This is a genomic window from Azospirillum sp. A26, assembly GCF_042604635.1.
GTDB lineage: Bacteria > Pseudomonadota > Alphaproteobacteria > Azospirillales > Azospirillaceae > Azospirillum > Azospirillum palustre.
In genome coordinates, this window is the sequence record NZ_CP170474.1 from 79,902 (window position 1) to 105,923 (window position 26,022).

The following is a 26,022-nucleotide window of genomic DNA, read 5'->3' on the forward strand; positions in this document are numbered from 1 at the left end:
GTCACATCGTCATGCGTTGACGTCGCTGAAGCCGAAGGCGTCGCGCAGCCGGGCGAGCATGCCGGACCCCTGCCCGCGCTGACGGTCGTCCTCGTCCGGGCGGCTGTTGTGCCCGTCCGCCGAGCGGGTGGATGCGATGCGGCCCAGCAGGTCGCGCAGCGACGGTTGGCCGTCCAGCGCCTGTGCCAGCACTGTCTCGTCGATCTCGTACAGCAGCGCCGGCCCGAGGGTGCGCGCCGAACTCGTCCTCGCGGCCCCGTCCAGCAGGGCGCCTTCCCCGAACAACGCGCCCGGTCCAAGGCGGGACAGCTCGATCTCCGTGCCGTCCAGGCCGGTGGTGCTGAGCGCCACGATGCCCTCCGCAACCAGGAACAGCGACCGGCCGGCATCGCCCTGGCGGTACAGCGGCGTGCCGATGGCGACCCGCTGCGGCCGGGCGCCGGCAGCCAGCCGTTCGCGGGCTGCCGTGTCCAGCGGCTGGAACAGGGGAGCGGCGGCGATCAGCGACGCCGCGTCCGGATGGGCGTCGGCCGCGTCGGTCCCCCCCTCCACCAGCCGGATGTTGGCGTGGCGCTGCGCCAGCGTCACCCCGGCATGGCGGAAAACGGAATGGATGCTGATCAGCACGGCATGCTCCTGCGATTGCAGGAGGGAGCGGTCGGTCAGGTCGAACGAAACCAGGAAGCGCATCCCGAATTCGTCGATGCCGTTGAACTTCACCCAGACCAGGCCGAGATGCTTGCGCCCATCGACGCTCTTCACCAGCCGCAGCGCGTCGGTCAGCAGATTGACGATCCGGTCGGGATCGTGGCCCAGCGTCACATGCAGCAGCATCTGGGCGATGAAGCGGTTGTTGGGGTGCGAACAGTTCTCGATCCGCGTCCCCGCCGCGACCGCATTCGGAATGCTGACCACCGTGTTGTTGAAGGTCTGGATCTTGGTCGAGCGCCAGGAGATGTCGATCACCTGACCGATGGGCGCATCCCCCACCTTGATCCAGTCGCCGCGGCGGAACGGCCGTTCGAGGTTCAGCACCATGCCGGAGAAGATGTTGGACAGGTTGCTTTGCAGCGACAGGCCGATGATCATCGCCAGCACGCCGGAGGTGGCGAGCAGGCTGGTCAGGTCCTTCTGGAAGACCTGCGCGATCACGCCGAAGACCGCCAGGATCAGGATCAGCAGCGACACCGTGCTCTTGACCACCTGCGGGATCGCCCGCTCGCTGGACGCCTCCAGCGGATCCCAGGCGAAGCGGTGCAGGGCCAGATTGATGAACAGGGCCGGGACCAGCCACCAGGCCACGTCGAACACGGTGACAGTGGCGGCCATCGCCCGTTCGGCATCGATCCGCGCGAAGCCGTCGATCAGCGCCGACTCGGCGGCAAGCAGGCCAACCCCGGTTGCCGCCGACTCGACCAACAGGAACAGGCGGGGAAAGCGGCGGTCCGACTGCCATGCCTCGGCCCCGCGCAGGGCCAGCAGCAGCAGACAAGCGCCCCACACCCCGATGAGAGCGGGTAGCCCGCCGATCTGCCGGCGCAACCCGCGGTCCTGCGGCTCGATCGACAATTCGAAGCGGACCGTCGGGGCGTCGCGCCCGGCGCGCCGCTCTTCAGGTCGGATCTGGGCGCCGGGCACCGCCGCAGGAATGTCGGCGGTGAGAACCGCGTCCGTCACCGCCCAGCCCGCCCCGGCCACCTTGCGCCCGGCGAGCACGCGCGCGAGGTCGCGGTGGGCGGAGCCGTCGCCTTCGTCGGCGGCGAAGATCATCCGCTCATGATTGAGGTCGCGGCTGCGGAACCGCAGGCCGACCCGATGTCCGCCCAGCGGCGCGCGGGCATCCTGCCACGCATCCATCAGGAAGCGGCCGGTGACGTGGTAGAGCCGGTAATCCTCGTCGCCATTGTGCGCCTGTTCGACGGGGGGGCCCAGCATCACCGGCTCCACGGTGTCGAGGAACTGGATGTCGGTGACCGCTTCCGGCGGCGGGCTGTCGGGAACGTTGCGGTAGCGGAACCACAGGTCGAACTCGATCCGCGCCGAACGGTTGACGGGATCGATGTCGGAGATGCGGCTGACCGACATGCCGACATGGACCACCGACAGCGGCCTCATCGCGCCGCGGCTACCGTTTCCGTCCGCATCGGCCGCATAGCGCAGCTGGGTCAGCGCGGTGGTCAGCCCGTCCTCCGGTCCGGCGCCGGCGGTGAACTGGCCGATGCCGAGCGCCCGTTCCGGCGTTCCGTCCTCGCCGAAATACAGCGGTCCGGTGACGCCGGGCACGGCATGCAGCACCGAGCGGATGGCGGCGAGCTGGTCGCGCACCATGCGCCGCGCCGACGCGCGCGTGCTCCAGCTGGCCGCCAGCCCCGCCCGCCGCACGGCGGCGATCAGAAGCTGCCCGGCATCGTAGGCGTAGAGCGCCGCCCAGTTGCCGAGCGGCCCGAACCGCGCATCGTAAGCCGCGAGCAGGCGGTTCGCCTGCTGGTTGGCGATGTCCGGCAGGAAGGAACTGATGACGAAGAGCTTGCCCGTGTAGAGGCCGGGATGGGACGATTCGCGCGGCAGCCGCGACAGCTGCTTGCCGAAGGAGGGCGTTCCCAGCCAGTTGGGGCCGAGAATGCGATTGGTCACACCCGCGTCGCGCAGCGCCTGGATCAGCATGACCGCCGGTTCCTCCGTCGCCAGCAGGACGACGACGGTCTCGGCAGGCAGCCCGCGCAGAGTGCCGACGAAATCGGCGATGTCGCGGGCGAAGCCGCTCGCCGCCGGATTGATCGCCGCATCCAGCCGCAACCCGACACCACGCTGCGGCATGACGTCACGCAGGGGACCCGCGAGCCGCTCCGTGACCGTCTGCGGCGTGCGCAGCAGCGCCACCGAATCGGCAAGCAGTCCGAGCCGGACGTAATCGGCCATGAAGGCGGCTTCCCGCTCGTCCGAATGTCCGATGCGGAAATACCAGGCATTGTTCCGCGTCAGGCTGGTCTCGCTTGCCATCGGTGACAAAGCAGGAATGCCGGCGGCAGCATAGATCGGGGCGGCCGCAAGGGAGGTGGCGGAGCTGTCGTGGCCGATCACCGCCAGGATGCTGTCGTCCTCCACGATCTCCGCCGCGGCCTTGCGGGCGCTGGGGGAAACGCCATGATCGTCGAACGGCACGAACTGAAGCTGCAACCCGTCGATTCCGCCGGCGGCGTTGACGTCGTCCGCCAGAAGCCCCAGCGCTTTTACGATGTCCTGGCCGCCTTCCGACAGGTTTCCGGCATAGGCGATGCGGACCGTGCCGGCAGTTTCCCGAATCGCAGATGGCGACGTCAGCGATGGCACCGCCAATCCTCCGGCCAGCAATGCCGCCAAAAACAGGAGAATGGCGATCAAGCGCATCGGTAGGACAACCCCAGGACTCCACTTCGGTGGGCAGGCGGCGGGCAGGCGACGGAAAACGGCGAATTGCGCAGGTCCAGTAGGCCCGACGGCCCGGCGAGGATCAAGCCTTACGCATGGTGCGCGCGGTCAATTCCGGGAAATCTCCGATTATCTCCGCATGCTCACCTTTAAGTGATAGAGTCTTAATGAACACCGAAACCTTTCTTTGAAACAAATCAAAAAGTCTGGAATCTAAACATTTCACCGATTCGGTAATTTGTTATTGGCAGGGATAACATAAAACCAACCCTGTTCCAATCAAGGCGCGGCTGAAACCAGTAGGAGTGTTCCCGATGGATATAGCGTGTCTATTGTGGAAAGAGTTAGACGGTGAGACTATGTTGCACGCGCTTTCCTGAAGAGGTACGCAAAAATTGCCGCCCGATACGCTCTCTGCGCATGGCGGAAAAGGCCGGACGAGACCGTGGGGACAGGCGGACGCTCTATTCGTTCGCAGGATGCGATGTAGACTTGGCAACGCAATGGGTTGGATTTCAAATGACAGAAGCAGTCGAGGATTGCCGCCGTAAATTCGCCGATCTGGTCAAGCTGAATGGGATTTCAAGCAAGTATATCGAGCGCGACACCGAGCGGCGCATCCTGGAGGACGGGGTCGTCCGTTGCGGCCTGACGCTGGAGGAAGCGCGCGGTGTGATGCGTTGTGTTGCCGACGATTACGATCTGGTTTTCGAAAGCGAAACCGACCGTCGGATCCGGCAGGTGCTGGACAAGCACGCCGGGAAGAAGGGAAAGATCGGCAAGACGCAGTTCAACCAGACTGCCTCGATCCTGCGCGATTTCTCCAACGACAGCATCAGCGAGGAAGAGGCGCGGCGCCACATCAAGCGCATCATGACCGACAACGGATGGCAGCCGAAGCGGGCCGGGCTGATCCCGACCAAGCGCTGGTATCGCAAGATCGAAACCTGACACCTGCCCTGACACCAGCAAGGCCGAGGCCCGCGACGGGGAGCGACGCCCATGGATATCCTAGAGCTGTTCGCGTCGGGAACCGTCATCCTCATCGGGACACTTCTGATCGCGGCACCGCTGATCGTCTACCGGGCGCTGTTCGACACCGCGCGGCATTGGCAGGCGTACGGCGCCGGTCGCGCCGGCATCGTCGAACTGTGCGGGTTCCTGATCGGCATCTGCTTCATCCTGACCACGCCGCTTCCGGGCGGGGGCCTGAATGCCGATCTGCTGTTCGGCGTCGGCGGCCCCTGGGATCTCGATCCTCCGGCGTTCGAGGCCCTGGTCCTCGACACGCTGGCCGAGGCTCCGGACCGGCTGGCGGCGTGGCTGGCCGAGCGGGACGACCGCCTCAACCTGACCCTGGTCGTCGGCTTCGCCTTTGCCTTGCTGGCCGGACGGGGGGCCTGGGGGTTCTACCGGACCTACTGGCGCGTCGCCCTGCTCACCCTGGCGATGGATCTGACGCTGGCGGCGCTGGCGTCGGTCGCGACGCTCTACGCCATGCTTCTCGGCCTCTGGCTGCTCAACCGCCTGAATTTCTGGGCCCTGGGGGTCGCGGTGCTGGTCATGCAGGAGTACCGCTACAACACGCTGGGCCTGTTCCAGAAGCAGCGCCATTTCCGCGCGCCCAAATCCATGCTGCCGCTGGGCGCGCCGGTCAGCGGCGAGACCGGCAGCAGCCGGCGGAAACGGGTCAGGGCGGAGGGGTCAGGACGTGCGACTGGCCGGAAATTCGGCGTTTGAAATGCGACCAGCACACACCGGATGCCAGCACCAGCCCCGCCAGCACCAGCGCCAGATAGCTGCTCCACAACGGCGCGTCTGCATCGACGACGCCGAGGTGCCGCAGCGACAGGTAGCCGCTGTAGAGGATCGTCACGGCGGTGAGAATCCCCGGCAGGCGCAGCGCGACCCAGGCGATCCGCAGATAGGCGGCATAGAGGGCAAGCAGCAGCAGGCCGACGGCGATCTTCACCGACAGGCGGCTGCCGTCCTCGGTTCCGAGCCAGGCGGCATAGGAATAGCCGGTCGGGTTCCAGGTGGCGAACAGCAGGAGGAAGCAGGTTACGGTGCGGATCAGATAGCCGAAGCTCTTCATGGCGTCATCCGGCCGGTCAGGCGATCAGGTTCTGGGAATCGACCTGACCGCTCAGGCGATAGCGCACGAGCGACCAGGATTGCCCGGCCCCCAGCACGATGGCGACGGTGCTCAGCAGGCCAAGCGAACGGGTGGTGGGATCGGCCAGATCGATCACGCCGAAATCCCACAGGACCCAGCCGAACGACGACACGACCGAAAGCACCAGCAGAATGCCGATCAGCTTCATCGAACGCCATGTGGCCTGCGCATGGATGAAAAGCAGGAAGGCCAGCACCGACGCGCCGAACAGCTTGACCGTCCAGTGCCCCTGATCGCCGACGAGCCAGTCGTAATAAGAATAGCCGGACGGGTTGTAGATGCCGAAGACCAGCAGGACCGCGAAGATGATCCGGACGATGAAACCCGCTGTCGTCATCATGGCGGCGGCTCTGCACAAATTTTCGGTTTTTCCTGTCCGGAAACCGTACGCCGCCCCCCTTGCCCGGTCAATGTCGGGAAGATCCCGCAATTGCCGCACCGTTTTCCCATCCCGCTCCCTGTGCCGGAATGACGCATCGCGATGGATCGGCTGACATGACGCCCGTGAACGCCCTTTTCGGCAAGCCCGCCGCCATCGCCGCAAGCCTGGCTCTCGGCGCCCTCTTCCTGTCGGCCGGCTGGACGACGCTGCCGACCCGCCATGCCGCCGCCACCGTCAGCTATCAGCTTGCCGCCCCGATGGACGGAACGCCGGGAGCATCCGCCGCGGCGCCCATTCCGGTGCCGGTCTTCCTGATGCAGCCCGACCACGCGACCATGCGCAGCGGCACCGGCCTGCTGCGGCCGGACGGGCGGGTCGACATCACGCTGTTCGATCCGTCCGACCCGCGGCTGATCCACGGCAGCGAGGCCCTGATGTTCAACACCGAGTTCCGCGTCCTCTGGCTACTCGCCACCGACGAGGAGCGGGTCCGGCTGTGGAACGGCATCGAGGAGGTGGGGCGCGGGCTGCGCACCGCCATGGACGGCATTTTCGAATCGCCGGAATTCACCGGAGAGTACCGCGACGCCTTGCAGGAGATCGGCCGGATGGCGATCGAGGAGGCCTGGCGGGCGCCGTCGACCCGCGCCACCTACGAGGAGCTCCTGCGCAGCGCCGAACCGATGCTGCACGACACCGTCGGCCGCGACCTGAAGGCCATCGCGATGAAGCAGGTCGAGCCGCTGGTGTGGAACCTGATCGGCGCCAATGTCGGCATGGCGCTCGATCCGTTCCGCAGCCAGTCCTGGGATCTCGGCCCCGTCGATCAGGCCATCGACGCCATCCTGCGCGAAGCGCGGGAGGCCGGGCTGGTCAACCGCGCGGCACGGCAGCTTGCCGACAGCTGGCAGGCGAAGGCCTTCCTGAAGACCTTCGCCGGAAATGTCGTCGATGCACTGGCCCATCAGCAGCGCCTGCGCGACGTCGCCGGCCGGATGGTGAACGATCCGCGGCTGGGCGCCTATCTGAAGCCGGTTTCCGGCCCGGCCGGCGATCTGGCCCGGCTCGCTCCCGACCTGCTGTTCGGCATCCAGGCCGGCGCCGATCTCAACGCGCTGGCCGCCCACACCTTCCAAGGCTTCCTGACCGGCCGCGGCGGTCCGCTGATCGTCCTGATGAGCGCCCGCCAGCGCGAGGACATCCTCACGCTCGACCGCTACTCGCCCCGCATCCTCCTGCATGCCGTGCCGCAATGACCCAGACCTCCCATGCCCTCGTCATCGATGGCTTGACCATCGACCGGCCGAACGGCCAGCCGCTGCTGCGCCACACCAGCTTCGCCATCGACCCCGCGGAGGTGGTGCTGCTGGTCGGGCCGAGCGGGTCCGGCAAATCCACCATCGTCAAGCTGCTCGGCGGTCTTCTGGAGAACGGCCCCGGGGAGTGGCGGGTGTCCGGACGCCTGCATTGCGGCGGACAGCCGATGGATCTGGCGACGGAGCGCAGTCCGGTCGGCGGCATCGTCTTCCAGGACCATGCGCTGTTCAACGATCTGAGCGCCGTCGAGAATCTGCGGATCGCCGCCGACCATGCGGCGCACCCGCCGGATGCCGTGCTGATCGACGGCGCCACCGCCCTGCTGGACGGCATCGACCCGGCCCAGACCGTCAGCTCCTGCAGCGGCGGGCAGCGCCAGCGTCTCGCCATCGCCCGCACCCTGCTGGCCGACCGGCCGGTCCTGCTGTTCGACGAACCGAACTCGGGTCTGGACGTCGCGATGGCGCGGCGGCTGGGCGAGCTGATCCGCGACCTGTGCCGGTCGATGAACAAGCCGGCACTGGTGGTCGCCCACCACGTCAAGGATCTGCTTCCGGTGGCCGACCGCGTGCTGCTGTTCGATACGCGCAACCACCGGCTGGTCGAGGTGCCGCGCGACGCCGAAGCCATCGAGGCGGCCCTGCTGGCCCTGGACGAAAGCGTCCTTCCCGGCGGGCGGACGGCCGGGCTTGCAGAAACCGGCTTGGCCGAAGCCGGCTTGACTGAAACCGGAATTCTGCGGGGCGCCGGCAAGGGCCGGGACTGGCGGCGGGAGGTCGGCCACCGCTCCCGCTTCCACTGGTTCCTGCGCTATCTCGCCGAATATTTCTGGGAGCTGTGCGTCTCGCCGCTGATGCTGATCTATATGGGAGCCGGCGCCCTGATCATGGGCTTCGTGTCGATGTGGTTCGGCTTCCACTACAACTCCTTCGGCGGCTACCTGAAATCCCTTCTGCACGACGAGACGCTGGTCGGGCTGGGTCTGGTCCAGGGCACCGTGGCGGTTCCGCTGATCAGCAGCATCCTGTTCGTGGCGCGCAACAACGCCATCATCGCCGCCGACATCGGAAACCGGGTCCTGTCGTCGCAGTTCAGCGCCATGCAGAACCTGCGCATCACCGCGCGCGGCTACATCTTTTCGGCCATCCTCATCAACATGGTGGTGGGATCGCTGATCTTGCTGGTCATCTCGCTGGGAATGGCGAGCTGGGCGTCGATGCAGACCTGGCACATCCAGTTCCCGATGCAGAGCTTCGAGCTGTGGCGCAGCCATTTCTTCCGCAAGCTGCTGCCCGACGGCGTGCATCCTTCCTTCAGCATGGTCTGGGTACTTTTGAAGGTGGCGCTCAGTTCACTGCTTGCCGGCGGAGCAGCGATTGTTATCGGCTGTGGAAAGAAAGAATCGGTTCTTGAAATAAACGCAGCGATTGCGCGTTCGATCATTGTCGGGGTGACTCTGACCCTGCTGGTCCACGCCGTCATTTCAATTCTGACACTCTGACACACCTCCCCTTCGGATATTTCCCGATAGCGCGGGAACTCTTTTGGGGTAACATTGCGGTGAATGGACGCCGTGAAACGGGGAAGCGGATCATGATCACGGATGCGGACATCGAACAGCGGGCCGCGGCGCAGGATGCCAGGACCGCGGGAAGCCAACCGGAACCCTGGCAATCCGCCGGCCAAGCGCTTCCGCCGTCGCCCCCGCCCGACCTACCGCCTTTGAAGGCGCCGGCTTCGGACGGGCGAAACATGTCGCTGCCGCTGATCCTGTCCATCGCGGCGCTGGTCGCCACCGTGTCCGCCCCCTACTGGTCGCCGCCGCTCTACCGGCTTCTCCGGCTTCAGCCGGCCGGACTGGAATGGCAGGCGCGGCAGGAGGTCGAAACCGGCCGTCTCGCCCGCTCCGTCGCGGAGTTGGACCGCAAGGTCAGCGATCTGTCGGCGACACTGGTCAGGACGACCGAACAGGGCCTGTCGGCCAATGCGGTGCTTGCCAATGCCGATGCCAGACTCCGGATGGTGGTGCTCCTGCAACTGCGCGCGACTTTGCGCCGTCCGGTTCCCTTCGATGCAGAGCTGAAGGCCGTCCGTGCCCTCGGCGGCAAGATGGAGGAGTTGGAACCGCTGCTGGCCGCGGTGGAGGCTTACGCCGCAAACGGCATTCCGGTGGAAAGCCAGCTCCGGCAGGATTTCACGGCGGTCACCGAGGCTGCGGGGCGCACCGACCCCCGGCCGACACCGATCAAATGGCTGTCCAACGTCACGGGCTGGACACCGGTCGCGGTCGAACCTGAAGCGATCCGGCCGGTGACGATTGCCGAGCAGGCGCAGGCGCTGCTGGCCGAAGGCAATCTGCCGGCCGCCATGGCGCAGCTGAGCGCCATAGACCTCGGCTCCACGTCTCCGGCCCGCGCCTGGATGGAGGATGCACGGGCACGGATCGCGGCGAACCAGGCGGTCGACCGCATCGCCGAGATGGTGGTGACGGCGGCTGGCCGGATGTCTCCGAAATCCTGACAGGGCTGCATCGGGGTCCATGCGGGGTCTATGCACGGGCGGCGGCTTCACGCTCCCGCCGTCAAGGCCAACTGACAAAATATGGCTGGCAAGGTATGGCTGGATGAGTTGCGACCTTCTCGTGTCTCACCTACTCGGCTCGGTGATCGCCGCGTCGCTCTGGACCGCTTCGGCCGCCTGCGCCAGCCCGCCGACGGCAGCATCGCCCCAGGGCGCCGCCGCGCCAGCCACGGCGGCAGTGGCAGCCCCAGCCGCCACCGCAAAGGATGCTGCTGAACAAGGTGGCTGGGTCGACAGCTACAGCCGCGCCGTCTTCGATTTCAACCGGCATCTTTACGACGGCATCGACACGGTGGGCGGCTGGATGCGGGGCGGGGCGCCGGCCGCACCGCCGGATCCGGCGGCCGGAAGCGTGCAGAACATCGTCACCAATCTGGTGAACGAGCCGCTGACCGCCGTCACCAGCACGATGATCGGCGAGTTCGGCAACGCATGGCGGTCGGTGGAGCGCTTCGGCATCAACAGCACGGTGGGCGTTCTCGGCTATTACGACACCGCGAGCCAATGGGGATTCACCCCGACCCACACCGACCTCGGCCTCAGCCTGTGCCGTTCCGGCGTGGGCGAGATGGGCTATGTGGTCCTGCCCTTCATCGGTCCGCGCACGGGTCGTGACGCAATCGCCGACGTCGTCCTGATGAACGCCGTGCTTTGGACCTTCGCCGGGGTGGCGGCCGGCACCGGCGCCAGCTTGCAGACCATCGTCATCGCCGAATCGGTCGAGGCGGTGGCGGATATCACGGCGACCCGGCAATTCGACATCGAGGCGAGGAACATCCGCCTGCCGGACTACGATGCCACCCGCACGGCCTATTTGAAGCAGCGGCGGGAACGCTGCGCCCAGCCGATCGAGACACCGCCCGCCAAGGGGCCGGTTTCCGCTCCCCCGTCGCTCGATCGGACTCCACCGGGCCGGGGGCGTTCGTCGCCCGAAATGGCCTTCCCGGAAGACGACCGCCCAGGCCCACGCAAGGGACTTTCCGTGCAGCGGGGGTACGCGGTCGCCGCCCGATAAGCGGCTGCGCGCGTCGAAGAGCAACCGCCCTACCGCTCTTTCGCCTCCTTCCGGACAAGTTGCTCCGGCTTTCAAAGCTGCAAGGTCGATCAGATTCTGAAAGACCTTTCCACCAGACAAAAAATTTACTTAAGATATTACACAATTATATTCGACATCCGCTGCTGCCATCGCCGAATAGCCACAGAGCTATTTTGATAACAGGCAATTCTTCAATTCTTTAAAAGACTCAATTTTGAAATTGAGTTTTATGAATAATTTAAAACTGAACGTAGCTATGTTGCAGACACAGGTCAGCAGTCAAACTGTTTAGAGGCGTAGCCTAGATATGGTAGGAAACCTGTGGCCAATCGTCGGCGTTTGGCTCCCCGCATCGGCGCAGGACACAGCTTTTAGGCGAGCAGAGTAGTCTCCAGATGCGACAGTCGACTGGTCGGTGGAAGCCCCCCCGACACGGCGTCGTCAGTAGAGTCCGTCGATCTCTTCGTCGGTGTAGTCTGGCGGCGGCGGGGCTGGACGCAGCGGTCGTAGCGATGGAGACGTCGCGCGTAGGCGCACTGGGCCGGGAAGCGGGCGAGTTCCACGTGTTCCTTTTGGGGCTTCGCGGTATTTCCGCGGCAGGCCGTGTTCTTCGCTGTTTTTCTCCTTCGCCCGCTCCAGCATTAGGACCCGCGACGGCGCCGGAAGATCCCCGTCCTGCAACGGTGGCGGCCAGAACAGACCGCCTTTTGCTGACCAGCGGATTTGTCGGCCGAGTGCCCGGGGCATCAGTGTCATCAACTGAAGGACGAACGGCTCCGCCTGCACTTCGCCCTGCGAGTGTCCATCGGTCGTCGTCATCGTTCTCGACGAAGCCGAACTCCACAGCCAGGCGGCTTCGTCGAGATAGCGGCTCAGGTGAACGCGGCTAAACCTATGGTAGACGCCAAAACGGCTTCGTTCGAGAAGCCCCGCGAAGCCCTCGGCGTGATTGACGTGAACGTTCCGTTCGTCGTCCCGCAACTCAGCATTGCGCCGCCGTTTGCGCGGTCGCTTGCCGTCCTTCCGCTCGACACGGGCGTATTCTTCCGCTCCGTGATTGACGCTGGAGTGTCCGCCGAAGTCCCGACCGACGACCGCGAGGGCCTTGTCTCCGTCGGTCATCAGGTGCGCTTCAGGCTTCACAACCGCCTTGATGACCGGGGCCAACTCCGCGGCGGACTCCCCGGTGACAACGCCGGTTCGAACCCGCCCCTCCCGGGCGTTCATAATGACTACGATCGACTTGTCCGACCCCTTGCCGCGCGGGTTCCACACGTATTTAGTGTGTCCGTCTTTGCGCGGCTCGCCGCCGATTCGTTTCGTGTCGATCTCGACCTCGCCGTCGAGAACAGGTTCGCTTTCGTGCCGGTAATCGAGAAGTTCTCGAACAGCGTGTGCCATTTTCCAGGCCGTCGGCTGAGTCACGCCGAGATGCCGGGCCAGAACGACGGACGAGACGCCCTTGCTGCTGCTGAGCAGGTAGAACAGCGCCTTTATCCACTTGAGAAGGGGGAGTTTTGTCCCGTGAAGCGGCGTGAAGGTCTTGACGGTGAACTGGGCGGCGCAGTTTCCACACTCGAACAGCCCGACACGCGGGGCGCGGGCTTCTCCGCTACGGGTCGTTTTGACCGAGTTGAAGCGGTAGACCTTGACGGATTTGCAATGCGGGCAGAACGGACCGTCCGGCCAGACCAGGGTTTCGAAGAAGGTTCGTGCCTGCGCCTCGTCTGTGAAACGAGCGGTCAACTCGTCAGCATCGGTGTGGATGCTGAGGTCAAAGTCCTGGCAGATTTTGTAGAAGCGCTCGTTGCCCACGGCCGACCTCCCCCGAGGCCGACACTCTACCGGAAGACGCATCCGATTTGAATCAATATGTAGGAGGTACGCGCGGAGCGCTGCCGTTATCGTAAGTCTCTGTTTTTATTGATTTTTGCGTTTGCACCTGTGTCTGCAACATAGCTACGAAACTGAAAATTGGAAGCCTGATAGGGGTTTTACGAATTGACCGAGCCTTTCTTTTATAAATAAAATTTCCCAATCAATCGTTTAATCACTTAAGCAGTTTTTGTGCAGACAAACAAATACCCCACACAATTTCCGCCTCTTCTGGAGATTACCTCTTTCATCTCGCAATTTGTTATCGGCGATCTCATTCAAAAATTTCTCCGTACGCTGAAAAAAGATGCCCTGAGGGAGAGGACGCGCTGTGACAGAGCCAACAATCATGGCATCGGGGCGGAACGATCGATGCCGCGACCGCAGAAGCGGTGAGGCACGCGGCCGGCGGAACGGGCTGGCCGGTGCGATTCTGACCGCGCTGCTGATCGTCGCCCTTGCCCAGTTCGCCTTGCCGTCCTGGGCGGCGACGGAAGCACCTCCCGCCGGAACCAGCGCCCCGCCGCCGGCCGCCGCCGGCGCGACGCCGCCTTCCGCCGCACCGGCACGGCCGGACGGGCCGACGGAGGTGAAAGTGGGCATGTACCTGACCCAGCTGCTCGATTTCGACATGTCGAAGCGGTCCTACTACGCGTCGTTCTGGCTTTGGTACCTGCACGACAGTCCCGAATACGACCCGCATGCGACGGTCGAAGTCGCGAACGCCAAGTCGGACAGCGTGAAATTCGCCTCGCTCGACACCAGCAAAGGAATCCGCTGGCATCAGGAAAAGCATGGCGCCGTGCTGGCGGAGGATTGGGAAATCACCCGCTTCCCGTTCGACCGGCAGAAGCTGGTGATCATGGTCGAGGATGGCCAATCCGACACCGGCCGCATCCGCTTCGTCGCCGACAGCAAGAACAGCCGCATCGATCCCGCCGCGACCGTGCCGGGCTGGACCATCGAGAGCTTCGACCTCTCGGCCCAGGACGTGACCTACAACACCTCCTACGGCGACCCCACCTTGTCGGAGGACAGCGTCTATTCGCGAATCGTCGCGACCATCACGGTGAAGCGCCAGGGCATCCGCCTGCTGTGCAGCCTGTTCGTCGGCTTCGGCGTCGCATTCCTGCTGGCCCTGCTCACCTTCTTCCTCGATTTCGAGTCGATGGCGGGATCGCGGATCGGCCTGTGCGCCGCAGCGGTTTTCGCCGCGGTCGGCAACAAATACGCGCTGGACGGCTATCTGCCGCCCGCCTCCACCTTCACGCTTGCCGATGTGATCGTCAGCACGACCTTCGCCTCCATCCTGCTGGCGGCGCTCGCCGTCGTCCTGATGCAGCTGACGCACAAGCGTGCGCCGCGCTTCGCCCGCATCGCTAACCTGTTGCTGTGTCTGGCGACCTTCGCCGGATACGTCGGCGTCAACGGCTATGCCGTCGCCTCGGCCGCCTGACGGAACGGTGGAGACGACGATGACCGCCCCGCTCCCGATTGCCGGCCCGACGGCGCTGCGGCCAGCCGCCCGGACGGCAACGGTGACCGTTCTCGTCGCCGGACAGCACTTCGCAGTGCCGGCAAGCCAGGTGGCGGCCGTCGATCTGGCGGTCCCCGCCGCACCGGTGCCGTTCGCTCCGCCCGGCTACGAAGGCGTGGTCTTCAGCCACGGCGTGGCCGCCGCGCAGATCGACCTGGGGGGCCGGAACGGCGGGCGACCGGGTGCCGGGCGATGGAGCCTGCAACTGGACCACGCGGCAGGGCCGCTGTCGCTGCGGGTCGAGGAGGTGAAGACCGCCGACGGGAGCATGGCGGAGCCGTCCCCCGGCCCGGCCCTCTCCATCGATCCGGACGATCTGCTCGGCGGGCTCGCCCCCTGCGGGCCGCAGCCGGCACCGGATTACATGGACCGGACGAGCGAAGAGCTGGACGTGCTGTTGGTCGCCGGGGGCGGGCACCGTGTCGCCATCCCCGCTACGCTGGTCGACGCCGTCGGCCGTCCGGACGGCCTTCTGACCGCGCACGGCACCGCGCCCCGTCAGGTGGTGATGCTGGACGGCGACCTGCTGCCGGCCCACTCCCTTGCCTTCTGGATCGGGGGCGGGTCGCCGGAGGATGACAGCTGGGCCTTGCGCCTGCGCACGCCCGACGGGACCATCGCCCTGACGGTCGCCGCACTGTTCGGCCTGCACAGCCTGCCGCGCCGGAATCTGGTCACCGTCGATGCCGATGGCGAAACCTCCCTGTGGTGGCGGGACGATGCGGGCAACCGCCCGATCCAGGTGGTTCAGCCGGGAGCCGACGGGTTCCTGCCGATAGAGCGGTTGGCAGCGCGCGAGGCGGTCTGCACGGCCGTCCGGCCCCTGCCCGCGCCTTCGTCGGGCCATACCCATGTCGCGATGGCGGCAGGCCCCGTGATCCTGACCGCACCGGCCGCCATGGTGCGGGAGGTGCGGGGGATACCCTGCCCCGGCGACTTCCACCGGTCGCGCCGCTCCGGATCGATCCCTGTCTTCGACATCGACGCGGCGTTCGGGGGCACGGCCGAGCCGGCCGGCTGCGTGGTTCTGACGCGCGACGGCCGGCGTCCCATTGCCCTGCTGACGGGACGGATCGAAGCGGCGGATGGCGGCTTCGGCTGGCATGCGCCGCCGCCGCTGCCCCACGCGATGGCCGTGCTCGCCGGCGCGGTCCGTCCGGCGGCGACCGGAAAACCGTCGGACGGCACGCCGGTCCTGGAATGTCTGGTGCGGCCCGACGCCTTCCGCCGCCCGTGGCGGGCGGACCCCGGAGATGTCGTGCGGACGGCCATGCGGGCGTCATTCGCCGGCTGGCTTTCGAATTGGTGAGCGGACCCTGCAGGAGGCCCTGGCGCAATGTTCAAGAACCTGAAAATCGGCAAGAAGCTGGCGGTCTTGGTGGTCGTCCTCAATGGCTTCACCGCCATCATCGGCCTCATCGCCCTGCATGGCATGAAGATGGGAAACGACGCGCTCGACACGGTTTACAATGACCGGGTGGTACCGCTGCGCGATCTGAAGGTGATCGCCGACCTCTATGCGGTCAACATCGTCGATATGGCGCACAAGGCCCGGAACGGGAATGTGCCCACCGAAACAGCGCTCGCCGCCATCGACGCCGCCCGGTCTGGAATCCGCGAAAAATGGCGTGGCTATCTGGCAACCTATCTGGTTGACGAGGAAAAGGCGCTGGTGGCGAAAGCCGAACCGCTGATGGCCGATGCCGACCGCGCGGCCGACCGGCTGCGCGGGATCCTCGCCACCGGCCGTTCCGAACGGCTCGACCGCTTCGTCATCGACGAGCTGTATCCGGCAATCGAGCCGGTCTCCGACGCGATGTCGGCACTGATCGAGTTGCAGCTGACGGTCGCCAAGTCGGTTTACCAAGAGAACGACGCCCTGTACGACCTCACGGTCCGCCGGACCATCGGGCTGCTGATCGGTGCGGTGCTGGTCGGGGTGGCGCTCGGGGTGGCGATCATCCGCTCGATCACCGTGCCGCTCGGTCAGGCCCGCGATGTGATCGACCGCATGGCGCGTGGCGACCTGACCGTCACCGTCATCGACGACGGCCGCCGGGACGAGATCGGCCATATGCTGCGCGCCACCGCAGGCATCGCCGCGACGCTGAAGGCGGTGGCGGGTGACCTTCGCGACCTGATCGAGGCCGCCCGCGGCGGCGCCCTGTCCGTGCGGGTGGAGCCGGAACGCCATGCCGGCGAGTTCGCCGTCCTGGTGCGCGGCGCCAACGAACTGGTGGAGGTTCTGACCACCCCGCTGTTCGAGGTGGCGTCGGTGATGGCGCGGCTGTCCTCCGGCGACATCCGCGGCCGCATGACCGGTTCCTATGACGGTGACCTGCGGGCGCTGAAGGGCAACGTCAACCGCAGCATCGACGCGCTGGCCCTGCTGCTCGACGAGATCTCGGGCTTCGCCGGGGCGCTGGCCCAGGGCGACGTGACCCGGACAATCGACGGTGCGCACCAGGGCGACTTCGCGGCCATCAAGAACAACCTGAACCGCGCGGTCGAGCAGCTCGCCGCCGTGCTGCGCGCGGTGAACGGCTCCACCGAGCAGGTCGCCACGTCGGCGACGGAGACGGCGGCGGCGGCCATCGACGTGTCGCGCCAGGCGGCCGGCCAGATGATGACGCTGACCGACGTGTCGGGCGCCATCGAGCAGACCGCCGCCGCCATCGGCGAGATCGCCCGCAACGCCGAACGCGGCAGCGCCCTGGCGCGCGGCACGGCCGACCTTGCCGAGGACGGACAGCGGACGCTGATCTCTCTGAGCCGGGCGGTCGACGGCATCGCCGAACGGACGGCGGGCATCGAGCGGATCAGCGCGCTCATCGCCGGGATCGCCGACAAGACCTATGTGCTGGCGCTCAACGCCGGGCTGGAAGCGGTCCGGGCGGGGGAGAGCGGCCGCGGCTTCGGCCTGATCGCCGCCAAGATCTCGTCGCTGGCCGAGGATGTCACCGCCGCCACCCGCGACATCGGCACGCTGGTGCGCGAAGCGTCGGCGGGCGTGGAAACCGGCGTGCAGGCTGCAGGCGAGGCGGCGGACGCGATCGGACGCATCGTCGAAGCGTCGCGCGACAGCGGCTCCACCGCCCAGTCCATCGCCGCCGCCATCGACGAGCAGAACGCCATGGCCAGCCTGCTGAAGGACCGGGTCGAGCAGCTTTCCATGACCGGGCAGGCGACGGCCGGCGCGGCGGAGGAGATCTCCGCCACCATGGCCGCGCTGACCGACATGGCGCAGCGCCTGAAGGCGGAAACCGCCCGCATCCGCACCGCCTGACCACAGCCGCACCGGAGAGGAGGCAACGGGAACGCCATGAAGGAAGGGTTGCGCCGCGCGGCCGGCAAACTGACCGCGCCGTTCGTCATCACGCTGGTGGTGCTGTTCGGCTTCTATCTCGGGGGCGACAGCTTCCAGGGCTTCGGGCTGGCCGCGATGGACAGCACGCGCCGCGTGCTGAAATACGTGCTCGGCGTTGCCGCCTTCCTGTCGCTGGCCGTGCTGGTGCAGCGGATCGTCCAGTATGTGATCTTCGACGGCATCGTCGCGTCGGCCACCGGGTCGCCGGTGCCGAAGCTGCTGAGCCAGATGTCCGGTCTGGTGATCTTCGGCATCGCCGTGTCCGCCTGCGCCGGCATCGTGTTCGAACAGGATCTGACGGTGCTGTGGGCGGCGTCCGGCGTGGCCGGCCTCGTACTCGGCATGGCCCTGCGCGAGCTGCTGCAGGACGTGTTCGCCGGCATCGCGCTCAACATCGACCGTGCGATCCGCATCGGCGAATACATCCAGATCCACCGGTCGGGCGACAGCAAGATCAGCGGTCAGGTGCTGGAGATCAGCTGGCGTACCACCCGCGTGCGCGACTTCATGGGCGATCTGGTGATCTTCCCCAACAGCAAGTTCAGCGCCTTCACCATCACCAACTTCAGCCAACCGGAGGCCAACAGCTTCCGCTTCGTGACCCTGACGCTCGATGCCCGCGTGCCACTCGCCCGCGCCACCCGCATCCTTCAGGCGGCGGCGCTGGAGGCGATGACCGGACTTGCCGGCCCCGACACGCCGGTCCCCTGGGTCGAGGTCAAGGCGATCCGGCTGGAGGGCGTCGAATACGCCATCTTCTACAAGGCGGAATGGCGTCATCTGGGCAACGCATCGCCGACGATCCTTCAGACGGTGCTGACCCATCTCGCCTTCGCCGGGCTGGAGACCGCGACCGTCCTGACGGAGGGCCCATCCGCTGCGGACGGCGCGTTCCGGCAGACCGGGAGCGCCGGCCCCGACACGGCCGCCTTGACCGCCCTGCTGCGCGCCACCGCCCTCTTCCGCGGGGTGGGGGATGCGCCGCTGCGCCTGCTGGCCTCCCACGCGGCGATGCGGGAACTGCCGGCCGGTCAGGTGGCGATCCAGGCGGGAGAGGCCGGGACCTCGCTTTATCTCGTGCTGGAGGGGCTGCTGTCGGCGGATGCCGGGCGCAGGTCGGTCCGCGATCCGCTGCCGGCGACGCTACGCCCCGGCGACCTGTTCGATCCCGCCATCCTGCGCGGCGAAGCCCACGGCAGCACCGTGCGCTGCCGCACGGCGGTCCTGCTGTGCGAGTTCGGCCCCGACGCCCTGCAATCCTTGTTCGGCGCCGGTGCCGGCACGATGGAGTCTGGCACCGGTGCCGGCGCGATGGAGCGCGTGGCCCGCAACCTCGTCGCCGGCTCTGCCAGCCGCTCCGACGAGGACGAGGAGCGGGTCGCCGACACCCTGCGTCAGATGCGGCATCTGTTTCCCGCCCCTGTCGGGCGGCATGGCCCAGGCATCGGCCCGGTCGCCAACACGGGCTGAAACCACCGGGCAACCGGCCCCGCCGGACAATTTCAACGATAACGCCAAAGAGAGGTGACACCATGGATCCCATTTCGCTCGCGGTCGCCTTCATGGCCGCCTTCGGCATCATCTCGACCGATGCCGTCCTGCATGCCGACAGCGTCGCCGTCAGCCTGTACATGCCCGACGAGTTGTCCAAGGGAACCGCCCGGGGCGACGTGATGGAGGACATGTTCATCGCCAAGATGCAGGAGATCGGCGACACCAAGTCCTATTTCGGCAGCCCGAGCGTGCGCTCGACCAAGGCGAAGACCATGGGGGCGGTCCTGGCCAAGACGCTGAAGCTGGAGGATATGACCGCCGCCGTCCAGCACACCTTCGGCATGAAGACGGCGACGGTGAACGGCAGCTTCGCCAAGGACGACAAGGAGGGCAAGCTCCAGCTCGTCGCCATGGTGCGCGACCCGGACGAGCCGCCCTTCCCGGTGATCGTCAAGCGCAAGGACGGAGAGCCGCTGCCCGACATGATGGGCCGCGCCGCACAGGAGGTGATGGAGCATCTCGCCCCCTATGTGTCGGTGGTCTACGCGCTCCAGAACGCCGACCGCCAGCACGACTACACCGAGGTCGACGAGCTGATCGCGCGCGAGCTGAAGACCTACGCCTCCAAGACCTATTACAGGGAACGGGCCAGCATCCTGAACATGGCGGGCATCGTCGCCCTTCACAAGCAGAAGCCCGACGAGGCCGCCCGCCTGTTCGAGGAAGCCGACCAGACCGATCCGGCCCTGCTGTTCCCCCGCCTGAACCGCGCCTTCGTCATGCTGGTGAAGGACGACGAGAAGTCGGTCGAACCCTATCTGAAGCCGGCGATGGACTCCGCCCGCTATCAGCGCGCCTACACGATCCTGGCCGCCGGGGATCTACTGCGGGCCGGCGCCTTCATGGCAACGGGCCGCTACGATCAGGCGATCACGGCGCTCGACGATGCCGAATATTGGGACCCGACCAGCGCCCTGGTGCCGTCGCTGCGTGCCGAACTGTGCACGGAGCGGGGGGACGTGGTGTGCGCCCAGCGCAACCAGACGAAGGCCCGCGCGAACCTCGACAATTTCGAAACCTACCCAGAGGTCGCGAGCCTCTACTACCGCATCTCCTGGCGCAAGGGTGAACCGCTGAAGCCCAGCGATCTGCGCCAGGATCTGGGGAAACCTTCGGCAGCACAGCCGGCACCGGTCAAGGTGTCCGACATCACCGCCAAATAAGGGAAAGGGGTGCACAGATTGTGCAGAGCGGGAGCCTCGGTTCGCCGAGGCTCCCGTTGCTTTGAGAGAGAGCGGCGGTGACGCGCAAGTCCGCCATTGTTTTTCCGGTGAAGCGGGAGAATCATAGGTAAAACGAAACCGCACCGGCAAAAGAGGGAACGCCACCATGACCGGAACCGACGCCGACCCACCCGAATTGTCCGCCGATCTGCCGGACACACCGGACCGCGAGCGGCGATACTCCGCCCCGGCGTTGGAAAAGGGGTTGGACATCCTGGAATTCCTGTCCGAGTGCCGCGATCCCCAGTCGTTGCAGCAGATCGGCGACGGCGTGGGACGGACCAAGGGCGAGATCTTCCGCATGGTCTCGGTCCTGGCTCAGCGCGGCTACATCGAGCGGCTGGAGGGCGACGACCGCTTCCGCGTCACCGACAGGCTGTTCCGCCTGGGAATGAACCGGCCGGTCAACCGCTCGCTGATCGAAATCGCCCTGCCCTTCATGAACGCCTTCGCCGAGAAGACCGGCTATTCCTGTCATCTCGCCGTGATGTCGGGCACGCAGATCGCCGTGGTGGCGCGGGTGGAAAGCACAAGCCACATCGGCTTCACCGTCCGCATCGGCTATCGACAGCCGATGGTGCTGACCGGGTCAGGCCATTGCCTGATGGCCTTCATCGGTGCTCGCCGCCGTCACGGCCTGTATGAGGAATTGCGGCGGGAGGATCCATGGATCGACCTGGATGCGCTGGACCGCAACCTGGATGCCATCCGTGCCGCCGGCCATGTCGCCCGCCCCAGCGGCATCACCGAAGCGGTGGTCGATCTGTCCTGTCCAGTGATCGACCGGCGGGAGGGCGGCGCCGTCGCGGCCCTGACCTGTCCCTATCTGCGCACCCGGCAGGTTCCGAAGGAACCGGAGGAGATTCTGACTGCGCTGGACGAAGCCAGTCGGCGTATATCGGAAATCTTTTCGTTGGACTGACGGATCGATTTACAGGCGCAATGACGATGTGTATATAAAACACACGATCCGAATCGCGGATTGTGGAAACAGCGATGCATCCGGTGGCGCCTCAACCGCGCCCGACATCGCGCCTAGGGAACAACGCCTGGGGAGAGCACACCGCCATGACCGCCAGATTGCAGGGCAAGACCGCCATCGTCACCGCTGCGGCACAGGGAATGGGCCGTGCCGCAGCACTCGCCTTCGCGGAGGAGGGCGCCAGCGTGGTGGCGACGGACATCAATGACGGGCTGCTGGCGGAGCTGTCGGGCATTCCCGGCATCGTCACCCGCCGCCTGGACGTCTGCGATCCGGCGGCGATCCGCGCCTTCGCAGCGGAGGTGCCGGCTCCGTCGGTCCTGTTCAACTGCGCCGGCTTCGTTCATGCCGGCACGGTGCTGGAGTGCGACGAAGACGCCTTCGACTTCGCGGTCACGCTGAATGTCCGGTCGATGTACCGGATGATCCGCGCCTTCCTGCCGGGAATGCTGGAGGCCGGCGGCGGCTCCATCGTCAATATGTCGTCGGTCGCCTCGTCGATCATCGGGGCGCCGAACCGCTTCATCTACGGCACCACCAAGGCCGCGGTGATCGGCCTGACCAAATCGGTCGCCGCCGACTACGTCACCCGCGGCATCCGCGTCAACGCCATCTGTCCGGGCACGGTGGACAGCCCATCGCTGCACGACCGCATGCGGGCGCTGGGCGACTACGACACCGCGCGCGCCGCCTTCATCGCCCGCCAGCCGATGGGCCGGCTGGGCACGGCGGAGGAGGTGGCGAAGCTCGCTGTCTACCTCGCGTCAGACGACTCCTCCTTCATGACCGGACAGGCCATCGCCATCGACGGCGGCTGGACGAACACCTGACCGCCAAAAATCTGACCGGCAGCCGGCCTCATTGGCCGGGCCGTTAAAACGAAAAGAAACTCCTGAACACGTAATCTGGGGGAAACGCTCGATGAAGCTTCTGCGCCATGGCCCGCGGGGGGCCGAGAAGCCGGGATTGCTGGATGCCCAGGGCCGTATCCGCGACCTGTCCGCCCATGTCGACGACATCGCCGGCCGCTGGCTGCTGCCGGAGGGGCTTGCGGAGATCGCGGCCTTGCCGGTGGACAGCCTGCCGCTGGTCGACGCCTCGACCCGGCTGGGTCCTTGCGTGGCCGGCACCGGCAAGTTCGTCTGCATCGGCCTCAACTATTCCGACCATGCGGCGGAAACCGGGGCGACCGTCCCCTCGGAGCCGGTGATCTTCATGAAGGCGACCTCCACCATCCAGGGTCCGGACGACCCTGTCGAGATTCCGCGCGGTTCGACCAAGACCGACTGGGAGGTCGAACTCGGCGTCGTCATCGGCAAGACGGCGAAATATGTGTCGGAGGCCGAGGCACTGGACCATGTCGCCGGCTATTGCGTCGTCAACGACCTGTCGGAACGCGAATTCCAGATCGAACGCCAGGGCCAGTGGACCAAGGGCAAGAGCTGCGACACCTTCGGACCCATCGGCCCCTGGCTGGTGACCAAGGACGAGGTTCCCGACCCGCAGGCGCTCGACATGTGGCTGGAGGTCAACGGCCACCGTTACCAGAACGGCTCGACCCGGACGATGGTCTATGGCGTCGCCCACGTCGTCTCCTACCTGTCGCAGTTCATGAGCCTGCATCCGGGCGACGTAATCTCCACCGGCACGCCGCCGGGCGTCGGTCTGGGGCTGAAGCCGCCGACCTATCTGAAGCCCGGCGACCGGATCGAGCTGGAAATCCAGGGTCTCGGCCGCCAGCGCCAGCAGGTGTACGCGGCGGAGTAACGCCTTCCCCGGTCATGCCCGGAACAACGGCACGGCCGGGATAAGCAGCGGTTTGCTCGACAAAGCAGCCAGACGGCGCGCCCCGCAACGAGGGAGCGCACCGGATGGGGAGGTGCCATGCAGCAAGCGTCGCTCGACACGGCCCCCGGCCGGCTCCCCGCAGCAGTGGCGGGGACCGAGCTGCTGCGGCTGGACAGCATCACCAAACGGTTCCCCGGCGTGCTGGCGCTGGACGGCGTCGGCTTCGACCTGCGGCGCGGCGAGGTCCATGCGCTGTGCGGCGAGAACGGGGCCGGCAAATCGACCCTGATGAAGATCATCAGCGGCCAGTACCAGCCCGACGAGGGCAGCATCGCCTACAAGGGCGAGCTGCGGCGCTTCGCCTCCTCGCTCGACGCCGAACGGGCCGGCATCGCCATCATCCACCAGGAGCTGAACCTCGTCCCGCATCTGAGCGTGGCCGAGAACATCTTCCTGGCGCGGGAGCCAAAACGCGGCTGGTTTATCGACCGCGCGGCGCTGCGCCGGCAGGCCCAGGTCTGCCTCGACCGTCTCGGCGTCGACATCCGCCCCGACGCGCCGGTGAAATCGCTGTCGGTCGCCCAATGCCAGATGGTGGAGATCGCCAAGGCGCTATCGTTGAACGCCGAGATCGTCATCATGGACGAGCCGACCTCGTCCCTCACCGAGTCCGAAACCGCCCTGCTGTTCCAGGTGATCCGGGAATTGAAGGAGCAGAGGGTCGGGATCGTCTACATCTCCCACCGGCTGGACGAGATGGCGCTGATCGTCGACCGGGTGACGGTGCTGCGCGACGGCCGCTTCGTCGACACCCGCGCCTTCGCCAACACCTGCGTCGACGAGATCGTCGCACTGATGGTCGGTCGCTCGCTGGACGACAAATTCCCGGAGCGCACCTCCATTCCCACCGAAGACGTGTTGATGGAGGTGCGCGGCCTGACCCGCCGCGGCGTCTTCCACGATGTCGGCTTCGACCTCAGACGCGGCGAGATCCTGGGCTTTGCCGGCCTGATGGGTGCCGGCCGCACCGAGGTGGCCCGCGCGATCTTCGGCGCCGACCCGCTGGATGCCGGAACCATCCGGCTCGGCGACGGCGAGATCGCGGTGAAGACCCCGCGCGACGCCATCGCCCACGGCATCGCCTATCTGTCGGAGGACCGCAAGAGCCACGGGCTGGCGGTCAAGATGTCGGTCACCCAGAATTTGACGCTCGCCAACATGGCGGCGGTGTCCAACGCGCTGGGATTCATCGACCGCAAGGCGGAGGAGCAGGCGGCGTGGCGCTACATCCAGATGCTGTCGATCCGCACGCCGTCGCCGCATCAGGTGGCGCGCCTGCTGTCGGGCGGCAACCAGCAGAAGATCGTCATCGCCAAGTGGCTGTTCCGCCAGTCGCGCATCCTGTTCTTCGACGAGCCGACGCGCGGCATCGACGTCGGCGCCAAGTTCGCCATCTACCAGCTTCTCGACCGGCTGGCCGCCGAGGGGATCGGCGTGGTGCTGATCAGCTCCGAACTGCCGGAGATCCTCGGCCTGACCGACCGCGTCGCCGTCTTCCACGAAGGCCGGATCACCGCCGTTCTCAACACGCGCGCGACCAGCCAGGAAGAGATCATGCATTTCGCCTCGGGCCATGGCCGCCCGGCGGCGCCGGGAGCCGGAACGCCATGAGCAATCCCACCACCAAGACCCTCGACGCCGCGCCGTCCGCTGCCGCCACGCCGCGTCAGCCGGTGAGCGACGCTCCCCCGGCGATGAATAGCGCCATAAGCAGTCGCGTGATGAACGACCGGCGCAAGGACCTGATCCAGAAGTTCGCGGCGCTGGCCGGGCTGCTGGTGCTGGTCGCCGTCTTCTCCGCGACCAGCGACGCCTTCCTCAGCGTCGGCAACGGCATGACCATCGCCTTGCAGGTGACCTCCATCGCCTATCTCGGCATCGCCGCGACCTGCGTCATCATCACCGGCGGCATCGACCTGTCGGTCGGCTCCGTCCTGGCGCTGTCCGGCGTGGTGGCGGCGCTGGCGGTCAAGGCGGGCGCGCCGGTGCCGCTCGGCATGGGGCTGGGCATCTTGGTCGGCGCCTTCTGCGGCCTGCTGAACGGGCTGTGCGTAACGCGGCTGAAGCTGCCACCCTTCATCGCCACGCTGGGCATGATGATGGTGGCGCGCGGCGTCGCCCTGCAGATCACCGGGGCGCGCGCCGTGTCGGGGCTGGGCGAGTCCTTCGGCGAGCTTGGCAACGGCGCCATGTTCCGCATCGTCCGCATCGGCGAGGACGGCTTTCCCGATGTGGTCTTCCCCGGCATCCCCTATCCGGTGGTGCTGATGGTGGTCATCGCCATCGCCGTGGCGATCATGCTGAGCCGCACCACGCTGGGCCGCCATATCTATGCCGTCGGATCGAATGCGGAGGCCGCCCGCCTGTCCGGCGTCAATGTCGCCGGCGTCACCCTGTTCACCTACGTCCTGTCCGGCACGCTGGCCGGGCTGACCGGCTGCGTGCTGATGTCCCGCCTCGTCACCGCCCAGCCGAACGAAGGCGTGATGTACGAGCTGGATGCCATCGCCAGCGCGGTTATCGGCGGAACCTCGCTGATCGGCGGGGTGGGGACGATCTCCGGTACCGCCATCGGCGCCTTCGTGATCGGCATCCTGCGCAACGGGCTGAACATGAACGGCGTGTCGGCCTTCACCCAGCAGATCATCATCGGTCTGGTCATCCTGCTGACCGTCTGGATCGACCAGATCCGCAACCGGCGCTGACCGGCGTTCTCGACCAGCAAACAAATCAACCC

At 66.5% G+C, this 26,022-nt stretch carries 20 protein-coding genes; 16 read left to right on the top strand and 4 right to left on the bottom strand.

Features of this window, described 5'->3' with window-relative positions; genetic code table 11:
* Positions 1–9: 9 nt before the first annotated feature.
* Positions 10–3,330 (bottom strand): ABC transporter substrate-binding protein, encoded by a 3,321-nt coding sequence (locus ABNQ39_RS24100; protein ID WP_376962779.1) that lies wholly within the window; start codon positions 3,328–3,330, stop codon positions 10–12.
* A gap of 597 nt (positions 3,331–3,927) precedes the next feature.
* On the opposite strand from ABNQ39_RS24100, the gene ABNQ39_RS24105 reads away from it, so the two are divergent.
* Positions 3,928–4,359, top strand: a complete 432-nt coding sequence (locus ABNQ39_RS24105; protein WP_376962781.1) for a hypothetical protein — start codon at positions 3,928–3,930, stop codon at positions 4,357–4,359.
* Positions 4,360–4,410: 51 nt separating this feature from the next.
* Complete coding sequence (locus ABNQ39_RS24110; protein WP_376962783.1) at positions 4,411–5,148, top strand: hypothetical protein; 738 nt, start codon at positions 4,411–4,413, stop codon at positions 5,146–5,148.
* Here the strand turns inward: ABNQ39_RS24110 and ABNQ39_RS24115 are convergent.
* The gene (locus ABNQ39_RS24115; RefSeq protein WP_376962785.1) at positions 5,099–5,503 is read right to left on the bottom strand and encodes a DUF6524 family protein; all 405 of its coding nucleotides are present in this window, start codon (positions 5,501–5,503) and stop codon (positions 5,099–5,101) included. The genes ABNQ39_RS24110 and ABNQ39_RS24115 overlap by 50 nt on opposite strands.
* A 16-nt stretch (positions 5,504–5,519) precedes the next feature.
* Positions 5,520–5,924, bottom strand: coding sequence for a DUF6524 family protein (locus tag ABNQ39_RS24120; protein WP_049976149.1), 405 nt, complete (start codon positions 5,922–5,924; stop codon positions 5,520–5,522).
* Between the two features lie 155 nt (positions 5,925–6,079).
* Here ABNQ39_RS24120 and ABNQ39_RS24125 point away from each other — a divergent pair, with 155 nt between their 5' ends.
* From ABNQ39_RS24125 to ABNQ39_RS24140, 4 genes are all read left to right on the top strand, one after another.
* Entirely contained in the window at positions 6,080–7,222 is a 1,143-nt protein-coding gene (locus ABNQ39_RS24125; protein WP_376962787.1) for a hypothetical protein, read from the top strand.
* Positions 7,219–8,784, top strand: a complete 1,566-nt coding sequence (locus ABNQ39_RS24130) for an ATP-binding cassette domain-containing protein (RefSeq protein ID WP_376962789.1) — start codon at positions 7,219–7,221, stop codon at positions 8,782–8,784. The genes ABNQ39_RS24125 and ABNQ39_RS24130 overlap by 4 nt, the downstream gene beginning before the upstream one ends.
* Positions 8,785–9,035: 251 nt before the next feature.
* Positions 9,036–9,803, top strand: coding sequence for a COG4223 family protein (locus tag ABNQ39_RS24135; protein ID WP_376962791.1), 768 nt, complete (start codon positions 9,036–9,038; stop codon positions 9,801–9,803).
* A 103-nt stretch (positions 9,804–9,906) separates the two neighbouring features.
* On the top strand, positions 9,907–10,878 hold the full coding sequence (locus tag ABNQ39_RS24140) for an MlaA family lipoprotein (protein WP_376962793.1): 972 nt from the start codon (positions 9,907–9,909) through the stop codon (positions 10,876–10,878).
* A 462-nt stretch (positions 10,879–11,340) separates the two neighbouring features.
* Here the strand turns inward: ABNQ39_RS24140 and ABNQ39_RS24145 are convergent, their stop codons facing one another.
* A complete protein-coding gene (locus tag ABNQ39_RS24145) occupies positions 11,341–12,714 on the bottom strand; it encodes an IS1595 family transposase (RefSeq protein WP_376962795.1) in 1,374 nt (457 codons plus the stop codon).
* A gap of 409 nt (positions 12,715–13,123) precedes the next feature.
* On the opposite strand from ABNQ39_RS24145, the gene ABNQ39_RS24150 reads away from it, so the two are divergent.
* The 10 genes from ABNQ39_RS24150 (at position 13,124) to ABNQ39_RS24195 (ending at position 25,990) form a co-directional block, all read left to right on the top strand.
* Entirely contained in the window at positions 13,124–14,230 is a 1,107-nt protein-coding gene (locus ABNQ39_RS24150) for a hypothetical protein (protein ID WP_376962797.1), read from the top strand.
* 19 nt (positions 14,231–14,249) lie between these two features.
* A complete protein-coding gene (locus ABNQ39_RS24155) occupies positions 14,250–15,620 on the top strand; it encodes a chemotaxis protein CheW (protein ID WP_376962799.1) in 1,371 nt (456 codons plus the stop codon).
* A gap of 27 nt (positions 15,621–15,647) precedes the next feature.
* The gene (locus ABNQ39_RS24160) at positions 15,648–17,597 is read left to right on the top strand and encodes a HAMP domain-containing methyl-accepting chemotaxis protein (RefSeq protein ID WP_376962801.1); all 1,950 of its coding nucleotides are present in this window, start codon (positions 15,648–15,650) and stop codon (positions 17,595–17,597) included.
* Positions 17,598–17,633: 36 nt separating this feature from the next.
* Positions 17,634–19,148 carry a mechanosensitive ion channel family protein gene (locus ABNQ39_RS24165; RefSeq protein WP_376962803.1) on the top strand — a complete coding sequence of 505 codons (1,515 nt, stop codon included), beginning with the start codon at positions 17,634–17,636 and terminating at the stop codon, positions 19,146–19,148.
* Positions 19,149–19,210: 62 nt separating this feature from the next.
* A complete protein-coding gene (locus ABNQ39_RS24170; protein ID WP_376962805.1) occupies positions 19,211–20,395 on the top strand; it encodes a hypothetical protein in 1,185 nt (394 codons plus the stop codon).
* Positions 20,396–20,561: 166 nt separating this feature from the next.
* Positions 20,562–21,377, top strand: coding sequence for an IclR family transcriptional regulator (locus tag ABNQ39_RS24175; protein ID WP_376962807.1), 816 nt, complete (start codon positions 20,562–20,564; stop codon positions 21,375–21,377).
* Between the two features lie 146 nt (positions 21,378–21,523).
* Positions 21,524–22,267 (top strand): SDR family oxidoreductase, encoded by a 744-nt coding sequence (locus ABNQ39_RS24180; protein WP_376962809.1) that lies wholly within the window; start codon positions 21,524–21,526, stop codon positions 22,265–22,267.
* Positions 22,268–22,358: 91 nt separating this feature from the next.
* Positions 22,359–23,204: a fumarylacetoacetate hydrolase family protein gene (locus tag ABNQ39_RS24185; protein ID WP_376962811.1), complete on the top strand. Its 846-nt coding sequence runs from the start codon at positions 22,359–22,361 to the stop codon at positions 23,202–23,204.
* A 117-nt stretch (positions 23,205–23,321) separates the two neighbouring features.
* Positions 23,322–24,896, top strand: coding sequence for a sugar ABC transporter ATP-binding protein (locus ABNQ39_RS24190; protein WP_376962813.1), 1,575 nt, complete (start codon positions 23,322–23,324; stop codon positions 24,894–24,896).
* A complete protein-coding gene (locus tag ABNQ39_RS24195) occupies positions 24,893–25,990 on the top strand; it encodes an ABC transporter permease (protein WP_376962815.1) in 1,098 nt (365 codons plus the stop codon). Before ABNQ39_RS24190 ends, ABNQ39_RS24195 begins: the two co-directional genes overlap by 4 nt.
* Positions 25,991–26,022: the final 32 nt, after the last annotated feature.